At 62.2% G+C, this 18835-nt stretch carries 19 protein-coding genes; 8 read left to right on the top strand and 11 right to left on the bottom strand.

What is annotated here, in order from left to right:
- Positions 1-1155 (top strand): DNA glycosylase AlkZ-like family protein, encoded by a 1155-nt coding sequence (locus tag RQH62_RS07025; protein WP_311268036.1) that lies wholly within the window; start codon positions 1-3, stop codon positions 1153-1155.
- A gap of 87 nt (positions 1156-1242) precedes the next feature.
- Here the strand turns inward: RQH62_RS07025 and RQH62_RS07020 are convergent, their stop codons facing one another.
- The gene (locus RQH62_RS07020; RefSeq protein ID WP_311268035.1) at positions 1243-2328 is read right to left on the bottom strand and encodes a helix-turn-helix transcriptional regulator; all 1086 of its coding nucleotides are present in this window, start codon (positions 2326-2328) and stop codon (positions 1243-1245) included.
- An 83-nt stretch (positions 2329-2411) separates the two neighbouring features.
- On the opposite strand from RQH62_RS07020, the gene cysD reads away from it, so the two are divergent.
- The 3 genes from cysD (at position 2412) to RQH62_RS07005 (ending at position 6125) form a co-directional block, all read left to right on the top strand.
- Positions 2412-3326, top strand: a complete 915-nt coding sequence (gene cysD / locus RQH62_RS07015; protein ID WP_311268034.1) for a sulfate adenylyltransferase subunit CysD — start codon at positions 2412-2414, stop codon at positions 3324-3326.
- 121 nt (positions 3327-3447) lie between these two features.
- The gene (gene cysN / locus RQH62_RS07010; protein ID WP_311268033.1) at positions 3448-5361 is read left to right on the top strand and encodes a sulfate adenylyltransferase subunit CysN; all 1914 of its coding nucleotides are present in this window, start codon (positions 3448-3450) and stop codon (positions 5359-5361) included.
- Positions 5358-6125 carry a 3'(2'),5'-bisphosphate nucleotidase CysQ gene (locus RQH62_RS07005; protein WP_311268032.1) on the top strand — a complete coding sequence of 256 codons (768 nt, stop codon included), beginning with the start codon at positions 5358-5360 and terminating at the stop codon, positions 6123-6125. The genes cysN and RQH62_RS07005 overlap by 4 nt, the downstream gene beginning before the upstream one ends.
- 3 nt (positions 6126-6128) lie before the next feature.
- Here RQH62_RS07005 and RQH62_RS07000 read toward each other — a convergent pair whose 3' ends face one another.
- Genes RQH62_RS07000 through RQH62_RS06990 form a run of 3 tightly spaced genes read right to left on the bottom strand, consistent with a single transcriptional unit; the run spans position 6129 to position 9020 of the window.
- Positions 6129-7034, bottom strand: a complete 906-nt coding sequence (locus tag RQH62_RS07000) for a CoA ester lyase (RefSeq protein ID WP_311268031.1) — start codon at positions 7032-7034, stop codon at positions 6129-6131.
- A complete protein-coding gene (locus RQH62_RS06995; RefSeq protein ID WP_311268030.1) occupies positions 7031-7486 on the bottom strand; it encodes a MaoC family dehydratase in 456 nt (151 codons plus the stop codon). The genes RQH62_RS07000 and RQH62_RS06995 overlap by 4 nt, the downstream gene beginning before the upstream one ends.
- A gap of 1 nt (position 7487) precedes the next feature.
- A complete protein-coding gene (locus RQH62_RS06990; RefSeq protein WP_311268029.1) occupies positions 7488-9020 on the bottom strand; it encodes an AMP-binding protein in 1533 nt (510 codons plus the stop codon).
- Between the two features lie 85 nt (positions 9021-9105).
- Between RQH62_RS06990 and RQH62_RS06985 the strand changes: the two genes are divergently transcribed.
- Positions 9106-9417, top strand: a complete 312-nt coding sequence (locus RQH62_RS06985; RefSeq protein ID WP_082462936.1) for a non-heme iron oxygenase ferredoxin subunit — start codon at positions 9106-9108, stop codon at positions 9415-9417.
- Between the two features lie 42 nt (positions 9418-9459).
- Here RQH62_RS06985 and RQH62_RS06980 read toward each other — a convergent pair whose 3' ends face one another.
- Genes RQH62_RS06980 through RQH62_RS06960 form a run of 5 tightly spaced genes read right to left on the bottom strand, consistent with a single transcriptional unit; the run spans position 9460 to position 14157 of the window.
- Positions 9460-10242 carry an enoyl-CoA hydratase/isomerase family protein gene (locus tag RQH62_RS06980; protein ID WP_311268028.1) on the bottom strand — a complete coding sequence of 261 codons (783 nt, stop codon included), beginning with the start codon at positions 10240-10242 and terminating at the stop codon, positions 9460-9462.
- On the bottom strand, positions 10239-11474 hold the full coding sequence (locus tag RQH62_RS06975; protein WP_311268027.1) for a phosphotransferase family protein: 1236 nt from the start codon (positions 11472-11474) through the stop codon (positions 10239-10241). Before RQH62_RS06975 ends, RQH62_RS06980 begins: the two co-directional genes overlap by 4 nt.
- Positions 11471-11944 carry a hypothetical protein gene (locus RQH62_RS06970; protein ID WP_311268026.1) on the bottom strand — a complete coding sequence of 158 codons (474 nt, stop codon included), beginning with the start codon at positions 11942-11944 and terminating at the stop codon, positions 11471-11473. The genes RQH62_RS06975 and RQH62_RS06970 overlap by 4 nt, the downstream gene beginning before the upstream one ends.
- Positions 11945-11960: 16 nt before the next feature.
- A complete protein-coding gene (locus RQH62_RS06965) occupies positions 11961-13013 on the bottom strand; it encodes a phosphotransferase family protein (protein WP_311268025.1) in 1053 nt (350 codons plus the stop codon).
- 10 nt (positions 13014-13023) lie between these two features.
- On the bottom strand, positions 13024-14157 hold the full coding sequence (locus tag RQH62_RS06960) for a hypothetical protein (RefSeq protein ID WP_311268024.1): 1134 nt from the start codon (positions 14155-14157) through the stop codon (positions 13024-13026).
- Positions 14158-14328: 171 nt separating this feature from the next.
- On the opposite strand from RQH62_RS06960, the gene RQH62_RS06955 reads away from it, so the two are divergent.
- Together RQH62_RS06955 and RQH62_RS06950 are read left to right on the top strand one after the other, a co-directional pair.
- Complete coding sequence (locus RQH62_RS06955; RefSeq protein WP_311268023.1) at positions 14329-14808, top strand: MarR family transcriptional regulator; 480 nt, start codon at positions 14329-14331, stop codon at positions 14806-14808.
- A 185-nt stretch (positions 14809-14993) separates the two neighbouring features.
- Positions 14994-15527: a MarR family transcriptional regulator gene (locus RQH62_RS06950; RefSeq protein ID WP_311268022.1), complete on the top strand. Its 534-nt coding sequence runs from the start codon at positions 14994-14996 to the stop codon at positions 15525-15527.
- Here the strand turns inward: RQH62_RS06950 and RQH62_RS06945 are convergent.
- Positions 15524-16675, bottom strand: a complete 1152-nt coding sequence (locus tag RQH62_RS06945; RefSeq protein WP_311268021.1) for an acyl-CoA dehydrogenase family protein — start codon at positions 16673-16675, stop codon at positions 15524-15526. The genes RQH62_RS06950 and RQH62_RS06945 overlap by 4 nt on opposite strands.
- Before the next feature lie 90 nt (positions 16676-16765).
- On the opposite strand from RQH62_RS06945, the gene RQH62_RS06940 reads away from it, so the two are divergent.
- The gene (locus RQH62_RS06940) at positions 16766-17563 is read left to right on the top strand and encodes an enoyl-CoA hydratase-related protein (RefSeq protein WP_311268020.1); all 798 of its coding nucleotides are present in this window, start codon (positions 16766-16768) and stop codon (positions 17561-17563) included.
- 7 nt (positions 17564-17570) lie between these two features.
- Here RQH62_RS06940 and RQH62_RS06935 read toward each other — a convergent pair whose 3' ends face one another.
- A complete protein-coding gene (locus RQH62_RS06935; protein ID WP_311268019.1) occupies positions 17571-18812 on the bottom strand; it encodes a cytochrome P450 in 1242 nt (413 codons plus the stop codon).
- Between the last annotated feature and the right edge of the window lie 23 nt (positions 18813-18835).

Below are 18835 nucleotides of genomic sequence, written 5' to 3'. Positions count from 1 at the left end.
TTGACCGTTAGCCTCTCCATAACCGACGCGCGCCGGATCGCGCTCGCTGCCCAGGGTTTTGGCCGTGCCCGTCCGGCAACTCCGTCCAAATTGAATCTGCGCAAGGTCACCGACCGGCTCGGCCTGCACCAGATCGACAGCGTCAACATCCTCGCTCGCGCCCATTATATGCCGGCCTTTTCACGGCTGGGCGGTTATGATCGCGACTGGCTCGACAGTGCAGCCTGGGGCCGTCCGCGCGACCGGCGTCTGTTCGAATATTGGGCGCATGAAGCCTCGCTGCTTCCGCTCGACCTGCATCCGCTGCTGCGCTGGCGCATGGACCGCGCCGACCGGGGGGAGGCGGGATGGAAAGGGCTGCGGGTTTTTGCGGGCGAGCGCCGGGCAGACGCCATGGCCCTGCTCGATCGCATCCGTGCCGAAGGCCCGCGCGCCGCCGCCGATTTCGAAGGCGGGCGCGGCCGCAGCGGCTGGTGGGAGTGGGGGACGGCCAAGCAGATGCTGGAATGGCTGTTCTGGGCTGGCCATGTCACCACGGCGACCCGGCGTGGCGGCTTCGAACGGCTCTATGACTTGCCCGAACGAGTCATTCCCCCGGCCATTCTGGCGCAACCGACGCCGTCGCCGCATGATGCCCGGACAGCGCTGATCGAGCGGTCGGCCAAGGCTCTGGGGATCGCGACGGCAGCCGAACTGCGCGACTATTTCCGGCTGCAACCGGACGATGCGCGTGCCGCCATCGACTCATTGCGGGAGCAAGCGGTCCTGATCCCCGCCCGGATCGAAGGGCAGGCCCAGGCCGCCTATCTGCACCGCGACGCCGTCACGCCCCGGCGCATTCATGCAGAAGCGCTGCTGTCGCCCTTCGACCCGCTGATCTGGGAACGGTCGCGCACGCTGCGGCTGTTCGATTTCCATTATCGCATCGGCATCTACACGCCAGCCGACCGGCGCACCCATGGCTATTACGACCTGCCATTCCTGCTCGGCGACCGCATCGTCGCACGGGTCGATCTCAAGGCGGATCGCAAGGCCGGGCGCCTGCTGGTGCAATCCCGCCATCTGGAACCCGACGCACCGCCCGACACGCGGGACGCGCTGGACAGGGAATTGCATCGTCTGGCCGATTGGCTGGGTCTGGTTTTTCGGGTATAAAAGTTCGATAATAAGGATTATGTTAAATATCTCCATATCCCACCATCGCAAACACCTGTCCAACTCGCTGTCGCATGGAACGCCCGCTCAGGCGATCGCCAGCACGCTGCTCAGGATGATCCGTACCAGTTCCGCCTGACCCCGCGCGCCCATCTTGGCGTAGATTTTCTTGGAATAGTTGCGCGCCGTCTCGACCGTCAGATTGAGGTTGGCGGCGGCCTCCGCGATCGGGATGCCCTGGGCGATTTCCCAGGCCAGCCGCGCCTCGCTCGGCAAAAGGCCGAACAATTCGACCAGTTGTTCGCACCGGTCCGCCTGAGATGAACGGTCGCCGCTCAGATAGACGATCGCCACCGGCGCATTGCCCGCTGCGACCGATCCGCCTCGGAACGGCGCCACCAGCATGTCCATCCGTGGATCGCGGCTGAGGTTGATAGCACGCGGCCGCGCATCGGCATCCTGCGCGAATCTTTTGACCAGCGCCGTCAGTTCCCGATCCAGTTCCGGCAATGCCGGTGTCAGCCGGTCATAACGTCCGCGCCGCAACAGGCCGTTGCGCTGGAATAGCTGGTCGACATGCGCCGTCATGTCCAGGATGCGGCATTGTGCGTCCAACGTCAGCCAGCCGAAATTGAGGCGCCCAAAGGCTTCGGATGCCAGGCTGGACCGCAGCCTTTCCCGCTCCAGCGCCACGAAGCTGCGCATCGCGATCCGCAAATGGGGCGCCAGCATGCTGAGCAAGGATGTGGCGGATACCGACAGATAACGCCCTCCGCAACAGAGCCATGCGTTCACGCCGCTCTCTTCTGTGACCCGAACCGCCCGCAAATCTTCTATGCCGACCGGTAGAAGTTCTTCGTCACGCCACATGGTAAGCGCAGCGTCATCTGGTTCGATCAACTCGCCAAGAGCATAGACCCGCCCTTCCCGCATCGACCGGCGCGATGCGGCAGGATCGAAATGATCTTCGATGAAAATATTGCCTAGATTCAAAGATTTTACGGTTCCGGCATGCAACGCCACCAGCCCGCTTTCATGGGGTGGATAAAATGCCAGACCGGCATAAGGCGCCTGTAAACGCCCCCGCAGTCGTTCCAGAAAATCATGCCACAGCGGTTGCTGGAACAGGCCGTCATACAGGCTGGCCAGCAGGCCGGAATCGTCCAATCGCATGGACAGAAGCCTACAGCCTCCCATATGGGAGGTCCAATGATTGTTGCCCGGTGGCAATGGGGCACGCAAGAAGATTGCGAGGAATGATAGTGGACGCGAAGACCCTGACCCATTTGGAGCGGCTGGAAGCCGAAAGCATCCACATCCTGCGCGAAGTGGTAGCCGAGGCGGAAAAGCCGGTGATGCTCTATTCGGTAGGCAAGGATAGCGCCGTGATGCTGCATCTGGCGCGTAAGGCCTTCTACCCCTCGCCCCCGCCCTTCCCGCTTCTGCATGTCGACACGACCTGGAAGTTCCAGGAGATGTACAAGCTGCGTGACCGGATGGCGCAGGAAAGCGGCATGGAGTTGCTGGTTTACCAGAATCCGGAAGCAGCCGAGCGCGGCATCAATCCGTTCGACCACGGCCCGCTCCACACCGACATGTGGAAGACGGAAGGGCTGAAGCAGGCGCTCAACCTCCACGGTTTCGACGCGGCCTTTGGTGGCGCGCGGCGTGACGAGGAAAAGAGCCGGGCGAAGGAGCGCATCTTCTCCTTCCGCACTGCGTCGCACGGCTGGGATCCCAAGAACCAGCGACCCGAACTGTGGAACCTCTACAATGCACGCAAGAACAAGGGCGAGAGCATTCGCGTCTTCCCGATCAGCAACTGGACCGAGCTGGATATCTGGCAATATATCCACCTGAACGATGTGCCGATCGTGCCGCTCTATTTCGCGGATGAGCGCCCGACGGTGGAGCGCGACGGCATGTTGCTGATGGTCGATGACGATCGCTTCCCGCTGCAACCGGGCGAAGAGCCGGTGATGCGTTCGATCCGCTTCCGCACATTGGGCTGCTATCCGCTGACCGGTGCGGTCGAGAGCACGGCCAAGACGCTGCCGGAGGTGATTCAGGAGACGCTGCTGACCACCACTTCCGAGCGTCAGGGCCGCGCCATCGACAAGGATGCAGGCGGCGCCGGCATGGAGAAGAAGAAGCAAGAGGGCTACTTCTAAACCCGCACTCTCCCTCCGTTCGCCCTGAGCCTGTCGAAGGGCTCTGCCGACCGCAGGAAGGTACTTCGCTTCGCTCAGTAGAGGGCTTTGACAAGCTCAGCCCGAACGGGATTTTCTCATTATGACCGACATCATCGCCGACCCCATCTACAAGACCGACGCCCTCATCGCGCAGGACATCGACCAGTATCTCAAGGTGCATGAGCATAAGACGATGCTGCGTTTCATCACCTGCGGGTCGGTGGACGATGGCAAGTCCACGCTGATCGGTCGCCTGCTCTATGACAGCAAGATGATTTTCGAGGATCAACTGGCAGCGCTGGAAGCGGACAGCAAGAAGGTCGGTACGCAGGGGCAGGAGATCGACTTCGCCCTCCTCGTCGACGGACTTGCCGCCGAGCGCGAACAGGGCATCACCATCGACGTCGCCTATCGTTTCTTCGCGACCGAAAAGCGCAAGTTCATCGTCGCCGACACGCCCGGCCACGAACAATATACCCGCAACATGGTGACCGGCGCCTCGACCGCCGACCTCGCCGTCATCCTGATCGACGCGCGCAAGGGCATCCTGACCCAGACCCGTCGGCACAGCTACCTCGCCCACCTGATCGGTATCCGCAACATCGTGCTGGCGGTGAACAAGATGGATCTGGTCGGTTATGATCAGGCGGTGTTCGACAAAATCGTGGCCGATTACGCCGCCTTCGCTCGCTCGATCGGCATCACAGCGTTTACCCCCATGCCAATTTCCGGCTTCAAGGGCGACAATATCACCGGTCCCAGCGCGAACACGCCCTGGTATAAGGGGCCGGCACTGATCGAACATCTGGAAACGGTCGAGGTCAACAGCGCAGCCGATGCCGACAAGCCGTTCCGAATGGCGGTGCAATGGGTCAACCGCCCCAATCTCGACTTCCGAGGTTTCTCCGGCCAGATCGCGACGGGCAGCGTCAAGCCGGGCGATGCCATCCGCGTCCTGCCGTCGGGCAAGACCAGCACGATCACGCGCATCGTCACACTGGACGGCGATCTGGATGCAGCCGTTGCCGGCCAGTCGGTCACGCTCTGCTTCGCCGATGAGGTTGACTGCTCGCGCGGAGATGTGATCGCGGCGTCCGACAGCCCGCCACAGGCCGCCGACCAGTTCGAGGCGACGATCGTGTGGATGGCGGACGAGGAAATGCTGCCCGGCCGCTCCTACTGGCTCAAGATCGGCACCCAGATGGTGACGGCGACGATCCAGCAGCCCAAATATCAGGTCAACGTCAACACGATGGAGCATCTGGCGGCCAAGACGCTAGAGTTGAACGCCATTGGCGTCGCCAACCTGTCGACCGACAAGCAGATCGTGTTCGAACCCTATGCCGCCAATCGAACGCTGGGCGGCTTCATCCTGATCGACAAGCTGACCAATGCGACGGTGGCGGCGGGCATGCTCCACTTCAGCCTGCGCCGCGCGCAGAATGTCCATTGGCAGGCGACAGACATCAGTCGCGATTTCCATGCCGGCCTGAAGAACCAGAAGCCGGCCGTGCTGTGGTTCACAGGGTTGTCAGGTGCAGGCAAGTCCACCATCGCCAATCTGGTGGAAAAGAAGCTGGCGCGGATGAACCGCCACACCTTCCTGCTGGACGGCGACAATGTGCGCCATGGCCTGAACAAGGATCTGGGCTTTACCGACGCTGATCGGGTGGAAAATATCCGCCGCGTTGGCGAAGTGGCGAAGCTGATGACCGACGCGGGCCTGATCGTCATCACCGCCTTCATCTCCCCCTTCCGCGCCGAACGCGATATGGTGCGCTCCATGATGCAGCCCGGCGAGTTTATCGAGGTACATATCGACACGACGCTGGCCGATGCCGAAGCGCGCGACGTCAAGGGCCTCTACAAGAAGGCGCGGTCGGGGCAACTCAAGAACTTCACCGGCATCGACAGTCCCTATGAAGCGCCCGAAGATCCCGAAATCCGGATCGACACGGCAGTGATGACGGCGGAGGAAGCCGCCGATGCGATCGTCGCCAGGCTGATTCCATGAGCGAACCATTGTCCGACGCCACGCTGGCCGCCCATCTGGCCGAAATAGCGGGGCGCCTGCTGCTCGACGTCCGCGCCTCCGCCCTGTTCAGCCCCAAGGCGCTGGGCAAGGCGGGCGACCAGACCGCCAACCAGTTCCTCTGCCACGCCCTGCGCGAACAGCGGCCCGACGACGGGCTGTTGTCGGAAGAGGAAAAGGACAATGCGGAGCGGCTCACCAAGAGCCGCGTCTGGATCGTCGATCCGGTGGACGGCACCCGCGAATATGGCGAGGAGCGGACCGACTGGGCGGTCCATGTGGGGCTTGCCATCGACGGTATCCCCAGCATCGGCGCGGTCGCGCTGCCGGGCATGGACGGTGGCATAGTGCTGCGCACCGATCATGTCCGCACCGTCCCGCCCGCGCCGGAAAAGCTGCGCATGGTCGTCAGCCGCACCCGCCCCGCGGCCGAAGCGCTGGCGGTTGCGGAGGCGATCGACGCGGAACTGGTGCCGATGGGGTCCGCCGGCGCAAAGGCGATGGCGATCATCCTGGGACAGGCCGACATCTATCTGCATAGCGGCGGCCAATATGAATGGGACAGCATGGCCCCGGTCGCGGTCGCGCGCGCCCATGGTCTGCATTGCTCGCGTATCGACGGATCGCCGCTCGTCTATAATCAGGCGGATGTGTATCTGCCCGACCTGCTGATCTGTCGCCGCGAACATGCCGACGATGTGCTGCGACAGGTTGCCCGCTTCAGGCAGGACAGCGCCGGCGCATGACGATCAGGCGCGCGCGCTGAACGCCGCCGCCTGCGCGAGCACCCGTCCCGCCTGTTTCTGGTGCGGAATGTCGATCATCTTGCCATCCAGCCCGACCGTGCCCGCGCCGGGGCTGGCCGCGAAGGCGTCGATCACCCGGCGGGCATGCGCGACCTCTTCAGCCGAGGGCATGAAACTGTCATTGATCCCTGCCACCTGCGCAGGGTGGATGGCGATGCGGCCGGTAAAGCCCTCGGCCCGCGCAGCGCGGCTGGTTGCGCGCAACCCCTCCTCATCGCGGAAATCGACATAGAGCGTGTCGATCGCCTGCACCCCTGACGCATGCGCCGCGAGCAGGCAGAGCGAACGCGTCATCTGATAGGTGAAGGCCCATTGCCCGCTGGCGTCGACATTGGTGCTGGCGCCCAAAGCGGCCGACAGATCCTCCGCCCCCCATGTCAGGCCGGCGAGCCGTTCCAGCCCGGCGCTGGCGAACTGGCCCAGGGTGAAGGGCGCGATCGCGGTTTCGGTGGCGACGGGCAGGATCTTCACCGATCCCCGCGCGATCCCGTGCGCCGCCTCCAGCGCGTCGAGATAATGGGACAGGCGCCGTACATCTTCCGGGTCGTTGGTCTTGGGCTGCATGATGCCGTCCGGCGCACCGGGCATGATCGCGGCCAGATCATCCAGCGTCAGCCCGGTATCGAACGGATTGACCCGCACCCAATATTGCGACGTCCGGGCTTCACGCGGCGTCGCGCGCAGAAAATCCGGGATCAGGCGACGGGCGAGCGGCTTGTTGTCCGGGCTCACCGCATCTTCCAGATCGAGGATGACGGCATCGGCGCCGCAGCCTGCGACCTTCGCCATCTTCTTCTCGCTATCCCCCGGAATGAACAGCCAGGACCGCAGCGGCAGGGTGTCACTCATGCCGCCGACTTCCGCCGTTGCAGGCCAGACCGCTTGCAGGAGGCGACAAGGTCGCCATGCTGGTTGAACGCCTGATGCAGGAAAGTGACGATGCCGGCTTCCGGCCGCGATTTGGAATCGCGCAGGTCGATCACTTCGCTCACGACATGAATGGTGTCGCCATGGAAAAGCGGCTTGGGAAAGCGCACCTCGTCCCAGCCCAGATTGGCGACAGCTGTGCCCAGCGTCGTGTCGCCCACCGAAATGCCCACCATCAGGCCCAGCGTGAAAGCCGAATTGACGATGCGGGCGCCAAATTCGGTGCCCTTCATATATTCCTCGTCCAGATGCAGCAGTGCAGGATTATGCGTCATCGCGGTGAAGAGGACATTGTCCGTCTCTGTCACCGTACGGCGGATCGGATGTTCGAACCGCTGCCCTACCGTCAATTCGTCGAACCACACGCCTGCCATATCATGCTCCTGTCTTGCGATGGCGCACCAGCCATTCGTCCTTCAGATGGCGCGCATAGATTTTTCCGGTGTCGTGGCGCGGCAACTGGTCACGAAACTCCCAGCTGCGCGGGCATTTGATGGTGGCGAGGGCCGCGCGGCACCAGCCGGACAATTCACTCGCCAGCGCGTCCGTGTCAGCCGTCGGGTCAAGCGGCTGGACCACCGCATGCAGCAGTTCGCCCATATCCTCGTCCGGCACGGCAAAGACGCTGGCGTCCGCCACAGCCGGGTGGGAGATCAGGCGGTTCTCCGCCTCCTGCGGGAAGATGTTCACCCCGCCCGATATCGCCATGTTGCTGCGCCGGTCGGTCAGGTAGAGATAGCCTTCCGCATCGACATAGCCGATATCGCCCAACGTGCTGCGCCCGCTCGCATCATGGGCGTCGGCAGTCCGGTCCGGGTCCTGGTGATATGCAAAGCCGGGACCGCCCGAAAACCAGACCGTGCCGACCTGCCCGGTCGAAACGTCGCGACCGTCATCGTCCAGAATATGGATCGCGCCCAGAAAGGGCCGGCCGACCGATCCAGGATGGGCCAGCCAGTCGGCCGATCCGATCATGGTCAGCCCGTTCCCCTCCGTCCCGCCATAGCTTTCCTCCAGGATCGGGCCGAACCAGTCGATCGCCGCGCGCTTGACGTCGGGCGCGATCGGCGCAGCGCCATGGACGATGATGCGGACGGAGGAGAGATCGTAGAGCGCCTTCACCTGCGCCGGCAGTTTCAGCAACCGCACCAGCATGGTCGGCACCCAATGGGCATGGGTCACGCGATACCGGTCAGCCAGTGCCAGCGCGCCTTCCGCTTCGAACGCTTCCATCACGATCAAAGTCGCGCCGATCTGCTGCATCGCCATAGCAAAGCGCATCGGCCCGCTATGATAGAGCGGACAGGGCATCAGGTAGACCGTGTCCTCGCCCCAGCCATAGCGATCGGCATAGATGACGAACATTTTCGACAGGCCATCTATACCGCTATCGGGCAGATGTTGCTTGATCCCCTTGGGCCGACCGGTCGATCCGGAACTGTAGAGCATGTCCGACCCCCGGCTTTCGTCAGGGATCGGCGTCGCCGGATAAGCCGCCGCATAGCTGTCGTCGCTTACGTCGATGAAGCAAATGTCGGGCAAGCGGGCCTTCAACTGGTCGACCAATGCGGCCTGTTTTTCCGTATGGAAGACCAGCCGTGCGCCGCAATTTGCGATGATGAAGGCGATCTCTTCCACATGAAAGCGCCAGCTGATCGCGGTATAATAGAGACCCGCATTATGGCCGGCCCAGACCAGCTCGTGAAAGACCGGCACATTTTCCACCAACAACGCAAAATGGTCGCCGCGCTGGAGGCCTCTGGCGCGCAGCAGATGTGCGCAACGATTGGCCCGCGCATCCAGTGCGCCATAGGACAGCGTCACCCCCGACGAGGGATAGACCACCGCTGGCCGATCCGGCTGCGTTTCCGCCCATCGGCGCGGATGCTGAATCAGGACGCTCTCCATTGCATTAGTCTTGCACTATCTTGGCCGCGTGCATATAGTTCGCTAGCACATAATGCGGAATAGTGAATTTGGAGAGGCGTTGCAAATGACTTTGGTGAAGGCCTGCACGATGTCCGACCTGGAGGATGGGGAAATCTTCAAGGCGGAACTGGCCGATCATGCCCCGCTCGCCCTCTACATGATCGGCGACGAGATTTTCGCCACTGCCGACATCTGTACCCATGGCGAAGCCAGCCTGTCGGAGGACGGCTATATCGAGGATGGCAAGGTCATCTGTTCGTGGCATGACGGCGCTTTCGATATCCGGACGGGCGAACCATGCCGCTTGCCCTGCATGGACCCGCTCCAGACCTTCCCGATCAGGATCGAAGGGGATGCGGTCTTCGTGGAGATATGAGGCAAGGCGCCATCCCCGGATAAGCGGGGATGGTGGCCTCGCTCAGCGCTGCCTTTCCATGAAGGCGGTGACGCGTTCGGCATAATCGGGGTGGGCCACCACAGCGCCGATGTCGATCGTTTCCTGCGCCAGATGATCGACCACGGAAATGCGATGGGCGATGTTCATCGCCCGCTTGGTCCGGCCCAGCGCCTCCTGCGGCAGCCCGGCGATCCGGGCGAGCAATTCTTCGGTTTTACTGTCCAACTCGCTGTCTCCTACGACCCAGTTGACCAGACCGAACTCGCGCGCTTCCTCCGGTCCGAAGATATCGCCCAGATAGGCGATCTGCTTGGCGCGCTTCGGCCCGATATTGCGGACGAGGTTGTAGCTGAGCGCGGAATCAGGAATCACCCCGACCCTTATCTGCGCCGCCAGGAAACGGCTTTTGTCCGATGCGATGGCAAGGTCGGCGGCCGCGACCATGGCGAGGCCCCCGCCCGCCGCCATGCCCCGGATGCGCACCACAACCGGCTGGGGGATGCGCTCGATCATCGCAAAAAGCTGGTTGCCCTTGTCACCGCTGGTCATCCAGTGGTTTGTGCGCTCCAGGTCGGTCATACCCAATGTGGTGGAAAATTCCTTCACATCGCCACCCGCGCAGAAATTGTCGCCCGCCCCGGTGATCAGGACGACGCGCACGTCGCGGTTGAACTCGATGGCGCGCAGATGATCGCCCAGCGTCTCCCACATGCCGTTCTTCATCGCGTTCATCGCATGTGGGCGGTTGATCGTCGCGCGGGCGATGGGACCGTCGATGACGAAGCTCAGTTCGGAATCGCTCATGCAGGCACCTCCATGTTCGAGATCATCGGGGCAAGGTCGTTGGCCAGGTCGCGCAACTGTTTGGGGAAAGTATTGCAGCCAATGGTGGCGATGCGCAGGTCGCGATCGACGCCGCTGTCATAGCTGTGCCGCGCAAAGCCGGTCAGCACTGACAGCAGCAAGGTGCGCCAGACGGTGAAGAAGGCCATGCGGGCCTCGCTGACCGGCGGGCCGCCTGCCGCATGATAGGCGGCCATGAACTCCTCCCATGGCAGCACGCGGGAAACGAGGAAACGGCAATAGGCCAGATCTTCGGCCGGGTCGCCGGCATGAGTGAATTCCCAGTCGAGCAGGCCGGTCAGCCGCTCCCCCTGCCCCAGCGTGTTGTGCAACCCCGCATCGCCATGGACCAGTCGCCGTTCATTGCCGATATACGGCCATTGTTCGTGCAGCCAGGCAAAGGCCGCGTCGATCAGCGGCACGGGCGCCATGCCCTTGCGATAGCGCGCCTCATAGCTTTCGACATGGGCGCGGACCGGATGATCGGCACGACCGTAGAGGAGGCTGTCCGCCAGCCCCAGATCGTCAATATCATATTGATGCAGCTTCGCGAGTTCCGCCGCAAAATCGCGGCAGAAGGCCGGCGTCGCGTCGGTCGAGAATAGAGTGCCCATGGACGCGCCGGCCAGCCGCTCGAAGACGATAAACCGTCCCCCGATCGCCTGCGGCGACTCTTCCAGCCAGAGCGGTTCGGGCACACGCAGGCCCTTGCCATGCACAGCTTTGATAACCGGAAATTCGTCCGCGACGGATGTGCCGGTGACGGCTGCGGTAAAATCGCGGCGGACGACCAGTTGCCGCCCGTCTGCGCTATCCAGCAGGATCGTGCCCTTGGATCGTCCGCCAGGAACGGTCGTGACCTTGGCGACGGCGATCGACGCATCCTTGTCGGCGAACCAGCCGGTAAAGATATCGGCGGGGATTTCCAGTTCCGCACCCGATCCAGCCGGCGCGACCGGCGCCGCAAGGATGGCGGCAATCCGATCCTCATGCGCGCTGCGCCATGCCGCCTCGGCCGCTACCCCCGGCGGCGGATCTTCCGGTTCCTCGGCCTCCACGGCCAGACGCGCGAGCATCATTTCGATGAGATCGCAGCGCAGCCGTGGATTGCCCTGCGGCAGTTGCGGTTTCAGGTCGGCGCGCACGGCAGCAAGGATGCTGCGCAGTTTCTCGCCCAGCAGCGGATCGTTCATACCGGCCGCCCCACATAGGTTGGGAAGAAGAAGCCGCTTTCCCGGTCGGCATGTTTCAGCAGCCAGGCACGCAAATCGGCATGGACGACATCGGCCACCGCATCTCCCTTGCGCGCATGGCAGACATGGAGCAGCGCATCGACGGCTTCGCGGCCCTTGTGGTTGAGCGCCTGCAACGCGTCGACGCGGGCATAGCCAACGAGCAATGCCGGCGCTTCCGCGAGGAAGGCGGCAAGGGCTGGGTCGTCATGCGAGAGGCGATCGCGCGCTTCCGTCAGTAGCGCGATCAGTTCGCGGCTGTCCTCATGCAACATGACCCCTTCGACTGGCACACGCGCCTGAAGATGGTTCAGGATTACGTCGACGCTGCGCAACGCGCTCTGTGCCCACTGATCGTCGATCTTCGGCGCGACATGCTCCTGAAGCGCACGTTGCACGGCGGCGAGCATTTGCTGGCTTGTCGGCATCATGGCGTCCGCTCTCCCTTCAATTGGCTGCATTTTCGGGGCGGTAAGGGCTCTTGCGCCATTCCGCGACGATATGGGCGGCTTCATCGATCGGCTTGCCGATCATCATGGCCAGCAATTGCTCGAACAGCTTGACCCGGCCAAAGCCCAGATTGAGCCGGGGCACGCGTGGATTTTCGCCGGACAGGAAGGGCCGCAGCCCGTTGTTGAGCGTCGGCACCGCCTTCCATACTTCCCAGACGCGATAGAAATCGAGGCTGGACCGGTCGATGCTGAAGCCCGCGACATCCTCATAATGGCGCAGCGTCACGTCCGCGTCGCCCAATGTCAGCATGCCCTGCGACAAGGCCCAGTCCTGCGCCGGATCGCCGGCAAAGGCCAGTTCCCAGTCGGACAAAGCGACGATCCGGTCGTCCTTCCATATCTCCTCGCCCATGCCGTTATTGCCCTTGCACAGGGAAATGCGCGGGGCCGTCGTCGGCAGATGCTCCTTCAGCCAATAGGCGGCCTCGGTCACGAGTGGGAAGGGATCGGTGCGAACCTCGCGGAAGATGTCCTGCCAGCGATCGAAATCGAACAGGGCACAATCGGCGGCGGATGCGGGCATGTCGACAAATGCGGTAAAGCCGGTCGCGTCCAGATCCAGCGCATGCAGCGTCGCCAGCTTCTCCGCATGATCGAGCGCGACCCGCTGACGACGGGCGGCGGCGTCCGCGCCTTCGTCGTATAGGCCGGGCAGGTCGTTGCTGCCGTCCACCATCCGGCGGACCATGACCGGGCGGCCGTCCGTCAGCGCCGACGCAGGATCGAACCAGAGCGGTTCGGCCACCGGCACGGCGGTCGGATAAAGGCCCTTGATGATGCGATATTCATAGTCGAGCGGCACCGGGCAGATCGGCCCGCCCAGCGCATCGGTGCGGAAGACATAGCCGCCTTCACTGCCGCCCTCATCGGTCCAGACGAGAAACGTCTCGCGACTGATGCCGGGGAAGGTGCGCTTGAAGCGGGTGACGCGGACGTCGCCGCCCATATGCGCGGCGAAATAGGCGGACAGGGATTGCTGGTCGATCATATCATATCCCTCAAAGGCCGAAACGCGGCTGGGGGCCGATGACGAAAATCGGAATATAGGCGCTGCCGGCTTCGCCATTGATGCTACAGGTGGCGAGTTGTTCACGATGCTTGGGCGTGGCCCGGCTGCCGTCGGGCAGGATCACCACTTCGGGATCGCTGATGTCATAGCTGTCGATCTCGAACATGAGGTCGCGCGAACGCCAGACGCCCTGCCCCTCCCCGTCCGTAAATCCCCCATCGAAGCCGCCACCGCGATAGACCCACGGGCGCCCGACCGATTGCGCCTCGATCGGGATATGGCGACCATCCGCCAATGTGAGGGCGAGCGCCATCCGATCGAACACGCGGGTGCCGGGCTTGAACAAGACGTCATGCGTAATGCCGGTGACTTCGATCGGGTCCCCCTCCCCTTCGCGCACTTCACCCTCCGTGTAGAGGCGCTTACCCTCGCCATCCTCGATCAGTTGCACCGCGCCGCCCAACCGACCCGCGCGAAAGCCCGCATGGACGAGGAACAGCCCCTTGCCACCCGTACGGGAGGCCGAAGCAACACCGCCAGCACTGGGCGTGCCGGTCATCGGTTCGAAGCCGCCTACGCCCGGCCGCACGCCCCAACTATGGTCGCGCCAGCCGAACCAGTCGGTCGCTTCGATCCGCTCGCCCTCCACCATCATATGACCGCTGATCCGACCCAGCTGATTGTAGCGCAGATAATCGGTGTGCAACCGCCCGTCTCCGCGCGACACATGGGGATGTTCCAGTCGCGGTGGCAGCATCGCGTCGAACCGCATGTCGAGCACTATGGGGTAATCGCCCGCCTCCAGCGTGTAGCGCAGCGTTTTGAACGCTTCGATCACGGACAGCGACAATGGCCCGATGCGTGAGTCACTATCCGGCATGGGGCGCAGTTGGCGGGTCAGGCGTACATTATATTGGCGCTGCGACCGGTGCTGCACCATGGCAAAGCCCTCGATCACATTCATATTCTTGAAGACTGTGATGCCGGCGAGAAAGGCGACCTCGCCATCGGCGCGAAAACCGCCCATCAACTGGCGATCGTAGAAACGATGATCGGTCGAATGGACGTGATCGAAGGTCAGCGGCGCCTGATGGTGCAGCGTCTCGTCCAGCGGAGTCAGCACATCTCTCTCCCTTGTTATGGGACGAGGCATATGGCGGACACGACGCAAGGTCAATAGAAGTTCGCATACATACCATCTGCATGCGTATATATCGCATCCACTCAATTTCCTTGACAGGAAGGGCGGCTGATATCATGCCTGAAAGGCTAGATTTTTCGGACTTTTGACAAAATGGACTATTCTGAAACGCCGGTCGCCAACCAGTTCCGTCTGGGTTTCCTGATCCATGACGTGTCGCGCTTGCGCCGTACCGTGATCGATAAGGCGTTGAAGCCACTGGGCATCACCCGATCGCAATGGTGGGTGCTCAGCAATCTGGCGCGCAACAGCAGCCATGAAATGGTCCAGACCGAACTGGCCAATGTGCTGGATATCGGCAAGGTGGCACTGGGCGGGCTGCTCGATCGACTGGAAGCGTCCGGCTATATCGAACGCAAGGCCGATCCCGCCGACCGTCGCGCCAAGCGTGTCGTCATGACTCGCAAGGGCGAAGAGATTCTGGTGCAGATGCAGGAGCAGGGCACTGACCTCAACCGCGAAACCCTGCGCGACATTACCGAAGCGGAAGTGCGTCTGGCCGAGGATATCATGCACCGCATGAAGAAGCGGTTGCTTCAGATGGATGCCGATTTGCGCAAAAATGGCGGCTAACGGCCATTCTTCTTCCTCTCATTGATATTTGGCGAGCGGATAGCCGCCTTCCGCGATAACGCCCAAAGTCACTATTACATATCCATAAATTTCGCTTGCGTATTATTCCGAAGCGGATGTATTAGACATAATATCGCAATAAAGGTCGCCCTTTCCCATCGTGGGCGGCGGCAGGAATGATGTCTATGGATGATATGCCCAACGCGCCCGACGCCAATCGCTATCGCCTCGGCTTTCTGGTGCATGATGTGTCCCGCCTGCGTCGTACAGTGGTTGACAAGGTGATGAAACCGCTGGGCATTACCCGCTCGCAATGGTGGGTGCTGACCAATTTGTCGCGTAACAGTCGCCATGAAATGATGCAGACCGAACTGGCCAATGTACTGGACATCGGCAAGGTAGCACTGGGCGGTCTGCTCGATCGGCTGGAGGCGATCGGCTATGTCGAGCGCAAGGCGGATCCGGTCGACCGGCGAGCCAAGCGGGTCGTCATGACCGCACAGGGCGAACAGGCGCTGGAGGGTATCCAGGCCCGTGCCACGGCGCTCAATCGCGAGATGCTGGACTGCGTGACGGTGGAAGAAATCCTCTTCGCCGAAGCCGTGCTGCATCGCATGAAGCGCAACCTGATCGACATGGACGGGCACGGTCGTAAGCGGGTGCCGCATGGGGACGGCCATGATGCCGACCCCAGGGGCGCGGCCTTGCCCCCGCTTTAAAGTGCCCGGCCGATCTGGAGCCGCATGATCTCTGCCGTTCCGGCAAAGATGCGATGCAGACGCCCGGCGGTGAACAGGCGCGACACCGGATATTCGTGCATATATCCTGCGCCGCCATGGAGTTGGACGCACTGGTCCAGCACCCGCCCCTCCATTTCCGGCAGCCATAGCTTCGCGACGGTCGCCTCCCCCATATCGACCTCGCCCTTACGGATATAAGTGCGCAGGCAATGGTCGATATAGGCCTGTCCCACGTTGAGATCGGCCTTCATGTCCGCCAGCTTGAACTGGCTGTTCTGAAAGTCGAAGATTGTCTGGCCGAAGGCCCGGCGATTTTTGACGAATTCAACCGTCAGATCGAAGGCGCGGGTCGCGGCAGCATGGGCAATGATGCTCCACATCAGCCGGTCGCGGTTCAGGCTCTTGACGAGAACCTTGAATCCACCGTTAAGCGACCCGAACAAATTGGTCGCCGGCACACGAAGATTGTCGAACACCAATTCGCCATTGTTGGAGGCATGACACCCCATCTTCTTGAGGATACGACCGATGCCAAGGCCCGGCCGGTCTCGCTCCACCAGAAAGATGGAAATGCCGCGCGATCCCGCCGATGGATCGGTCTTGCACGCGACCATGAATAGGTCGGCGTCGGCAATGCCGGAAATGAAGGTCTTGGCGCCGTTGATGACATAGTCGTCGCCATCGCGCACGGCCGTCGTACGAATGGAAGCGAGATCGCTCCCGGAATCCGGCTCGGTGACGGTGAAGGCCAGCAGGCATTCCCCCTTCACCATCCTGGGCAGCCATTGGCGCTTCTGCTCTTCGGTGCCGAAGTCCATCAACTGCTCGCACATCTGGTCGCGCTGGAAGGCAGGGCCGATGCTCGCGCCGGATATCGAGTAGCCCATCTCTTGTGTCATCACCACGCGGTCGAGGAAGTCGCCGCCGGGGCCGCCAAATTCCTCCGTCACGCCGATGCCCAATATACCGGCCTCGCCCGCCTTCAGCCAGAAGCTGCGGGGTATGGCATGATCTTCATCCCATTGCTCGACAAAGGGGTCGGCCTGCGTTTCGAAGAAATGGCGTACCGTCCGGCGAAACTGCTCATGGCCGTCGGTAAAGATGTCGGGATCGATATTCAGCGGCATAGCTCTCTCCGATCTTGTTCGCATTATGATAATATGCTTGATAACTACATGTGACGATCAAGCGCTACAAGCAAAAATGGGGAGAGGGATATGAACCGTATCGACATCAAGCGAGCGAAGGACATCTGCACCATCCGCTTCAATCGGCCCGAGCGGATGAACGCCATTGACGACGACATGACCCGGACGTTGATCGCGCTGTTCGAGGCGCTGGAGACTGACCGCGACACGCGCGTCGTTGTTATCGGCGGTACCGGCAAGCATTTCTCGGCCGGTGGCGACATCGGCAATATCGCCGACTGGCTCTCGCCCGATCCGCAGGTGCGCCATGATCGTTTCACCGAAGCGGTGAGTAGCCTGTCGAAGCCGCTGGTGCTGGCGATGCAGCGCGTGCCCCAACCGATCATCGCTTCGGTTCGAGGCCATGCCATCGGCGTCGCGCTACAGATCGTCATCCTCGCCGATCTGGTGGTCGCATCGGACACAGCGAAGTTCAGCCTGCCCCAACTCGATCTGGCCCATACGCCGGACCATGGTGAAAGCTGGAGCCTGTCCCGTAAGATCGGCTTGTCTCGCGCGCTGCAAATGTCGCTGATGGCGGAACGGATCGATGCCGCGACGGCGGAGCGCTATCATCTGGTGAACTGGGTTGTAACCGACGACGAACTGGATGCCCGCATTGATGCCATAGCACAGCGCATTGCCGCCAGCCCGACAGCGGCCGCCCAAGGCGCCAAGGCACTTTTTTGGGGCGCCCAACGTCAAACGCTCGCCGAGGCCATGGACAGCGAGATCGCAATGCTGGGGCAGGTCGCGATGCAGGAGGATTTCGTCGAGGCGATCACCGCCTTCACGCAGAAGCGCCCCCCGAACTTCAGGGGGCGCTGAGCGGACGTCAGAGGGGCGTCACTCGTACCTGCATCTGATAGACGCCGCGGAACACCCAGACCGGCAGGAAGTCGAGCGCATCTTCCAGCACCTCGATCCGCTTCACCTTGCGCAGCAGGGCGCCCAGAAATTCGCTGAGTTGCATCTTGGCGAGATGATGGCCAAGGCAGAAATGGATGCCCGGCGCAAAGACCATCGACCCGCGATTGTCGCGCGTGAAATCGATTCGGTCGGCATGTTCGAAGACCGCCGGATCACGATTGGCGGTGGAAATAAGCACTGCGACCACGTCCCCCTTGCGGATATTGTGGCCGTGCAGTTCGAAATCCTCATAGACCAGACGCGGCTGACCACCGACCATGGCGATGTGACGCTGCAACTCCGTTACTACATCCATGATCCGATCCGGATTGGCCTGCGCCCAGGCCCAGGCTTCGGGATCGCGGGCCAGCGCCTCCACCGACAGAGTGATGGTGTTCATCGTCGTATCATGGCCAGCGACGATAGCGACGTGCATCTGCGCCAATATCTCGTCATAGGAGAGGCGATCCTCGCCCTCCGATGCAGTGAGCAGCCCGGTGAGGAAATCTTCCTTCGGATCGGTACGTCGCTTCTCCAGTTCGACAGCCACTGCCTCGTTCATTTTCTCCAATGCGAAGCTGGCCTTTTCCAGCCGTTCGGGGGTGGGGACGGTCGCCCCAACCCCCTCCATCAGCCAGGTCGCCCAGTTGCGCAGTTCGGGCGTCAATTCGGGCGGCATGCCCAGAATCTGGAACAGCACATCGCCGGTCATGGCGCGTGATATGCCTTCGTTGAACTCCAGTTCGCCTTCGGCAATCATCTTGTCGACCAGCGCCTCGGCGCGTGCCTTGGCATAGGGCCGGAAACCCTCCACCACCTTGCGGTTGAGCGCCTTCATGAGCAGCGAGCGCAGGCGGGCATGGCGCTCACCTTCTGTGCTGGTGATCCAGAGATCGGAATATTTGACCAGCGTAGGGATGCGAGCATCCCATTCTTCCGGCGGGATCAGATGGAAGACGGGGAACATACGACCATCATTGGTGACGGGAATGCGCCGCTGAAAAGCGTCCACGACATCTGAATGACGGGTGATGAACCAGCATCGCGACCGTTCACTCCAGAAGACCGGAGTCTGATCGCGAATATGGTCGAGATCGTCGATCATTGCCTTGCCACGCTCACGCGGGGCGTTTGTCAGGTCGACATCCAGTATATCCTTCACGCTCATGATCCATCCCTTCCCGTATGACT

It is taken from the genome of Sphingobium sp. WCS2017Hpa-17 (genome assembly GCF_031843765.1).
GTDB lineage: Bacteria > Pseudomonadota > Alphaproteobacteria > Sphingomonadales > Sphingomonadaceae > Sphingobium.
This window is presented reverse-complemented; position numbering and strand designations above follow the sequence as displayed.

Excerpts from the sequence above, each read along its gene's own strand:
- RQH62_RS07005 (WP_311268032.1), top strand. The coding sequence starts at position 5,358 with ATGAGCGAACCATTGTCCGACGCCACGCTGGCCGCCCATCTGGCCGAA.
- RQH62_RS06975 (WP_311268027.1), bottom strand. The coding sequence starts at position 11,474 with ATGAACGATCCGCTGCTGGGCGAGAAACTGCGCAGCATCCTTGCTGCC.
- RQH62_RS06985 (WP_082462936.1), top strand. The coding sequence starts at position 9,106 with ATGACTTTGGTGAAGGCCTGCACGATGTCCGACCTGGAGGATGGGGAA.
- RQH62_RS06950 (WP_311268022.1), top strand. The coding sequence starts at position 14,994 with ATGGATGATATGCCCAACGCGCCCGACGCCAATCGCTATCGCCTCGGC.
- cysN (WP_311268033.1), top strand. The coding sequence starts at position 3,448 with ATGACCGACATCATCGCCGACCCCATCTACAAGACCGACGCCCTCATC.
- RQH62_RS06990 (WP_311268029.1), bottom strand. The coding sequence starts at position 9,020 with ATGGAGAGCGTCCTGATTCAGCATCCGCGCCGATGGGCGGAAACGCAG.
- RQH62_RS07020 (WP_311268035.1), bottom strand. The coding sequence starts at position 2,328 with ATGCGATTGGACGATTCCGGCCTGCTGGCCAGCCTGTATGACGGCCTG.
- RQH62_RS06965 (WP_311268025.1), bottom strand. The coding sequence starts at position 13,013 with ATGATCGACCAGCAATCCCTGTCCGCCTATTTCGCCGCGCATATGGGC.
- RQH62_RS07000 (WP_311268031.1), bottom strand. The coding sequence starts at position 7,034 with ATGAGTGACACCCTGCCGCTGCGGTCCTGGCTGTTCATTCCGGGGGAT.
- RQH62_RS06995 (WP_311268030.1), bottom strand. The coding sequence starts at position 7,486 with ATGGCAGGCGTGTGGTTCGACGAATTGACGGTAGGGCAGCGGTTCGAA.
- RQH62_RS06940 (WP_311268020.1), top strand. The coding sequence starts at position 16,766 with ATGAACCGTATCGACATCAAGCGAGCGAAGGACATCTGCACCATCCGC.
- RQH62_RS06935 (WP_311268019.1), bottom strand. The coding sequence starts at position 18,812 with ATGAGCGTGAAGGATATACTGGATGTCGACCTGACAAACGCCCCGCGT.
- RQH62_RS06980 (WP_311268028.1), bottom strand. The coding sequence starts at position 10,242 with ATGAGCGATTCCGAACTGAGCTTCGTCATCGACGGTCCCATCGCCCGC.
- cysD (WP_311268034.1), top strand. The coding sequence starts at position 2,412 with ATGATAGTGGACGCGAAGACCCTGACCCATTTGGAGCGGCTGGAAGCC.
- RQH62_RS06945 (WP_311268021.1), bottom strand. The coding sequence starts at position 16,675 with ATGCCGCTGAATATCGATCCCGACATCTTTACCGACGGCCATGAGCAG.
- RQH62_RS06955 (WP_311268023.1), top strand. The coding sequence starts at position 14,329 with ATGGACTATTCTGAAACGCCGGTCGCCAACCAGTTCCGTCTGGGTTTC.
- RQH62_RS06970 (WP_311268026.1), bottom strand. The coding sequence starts at position 11,944 with ATGATGCCGACAAGCCAGCAAATGCTCGCCGCCGTGCAACGTGCGCTT.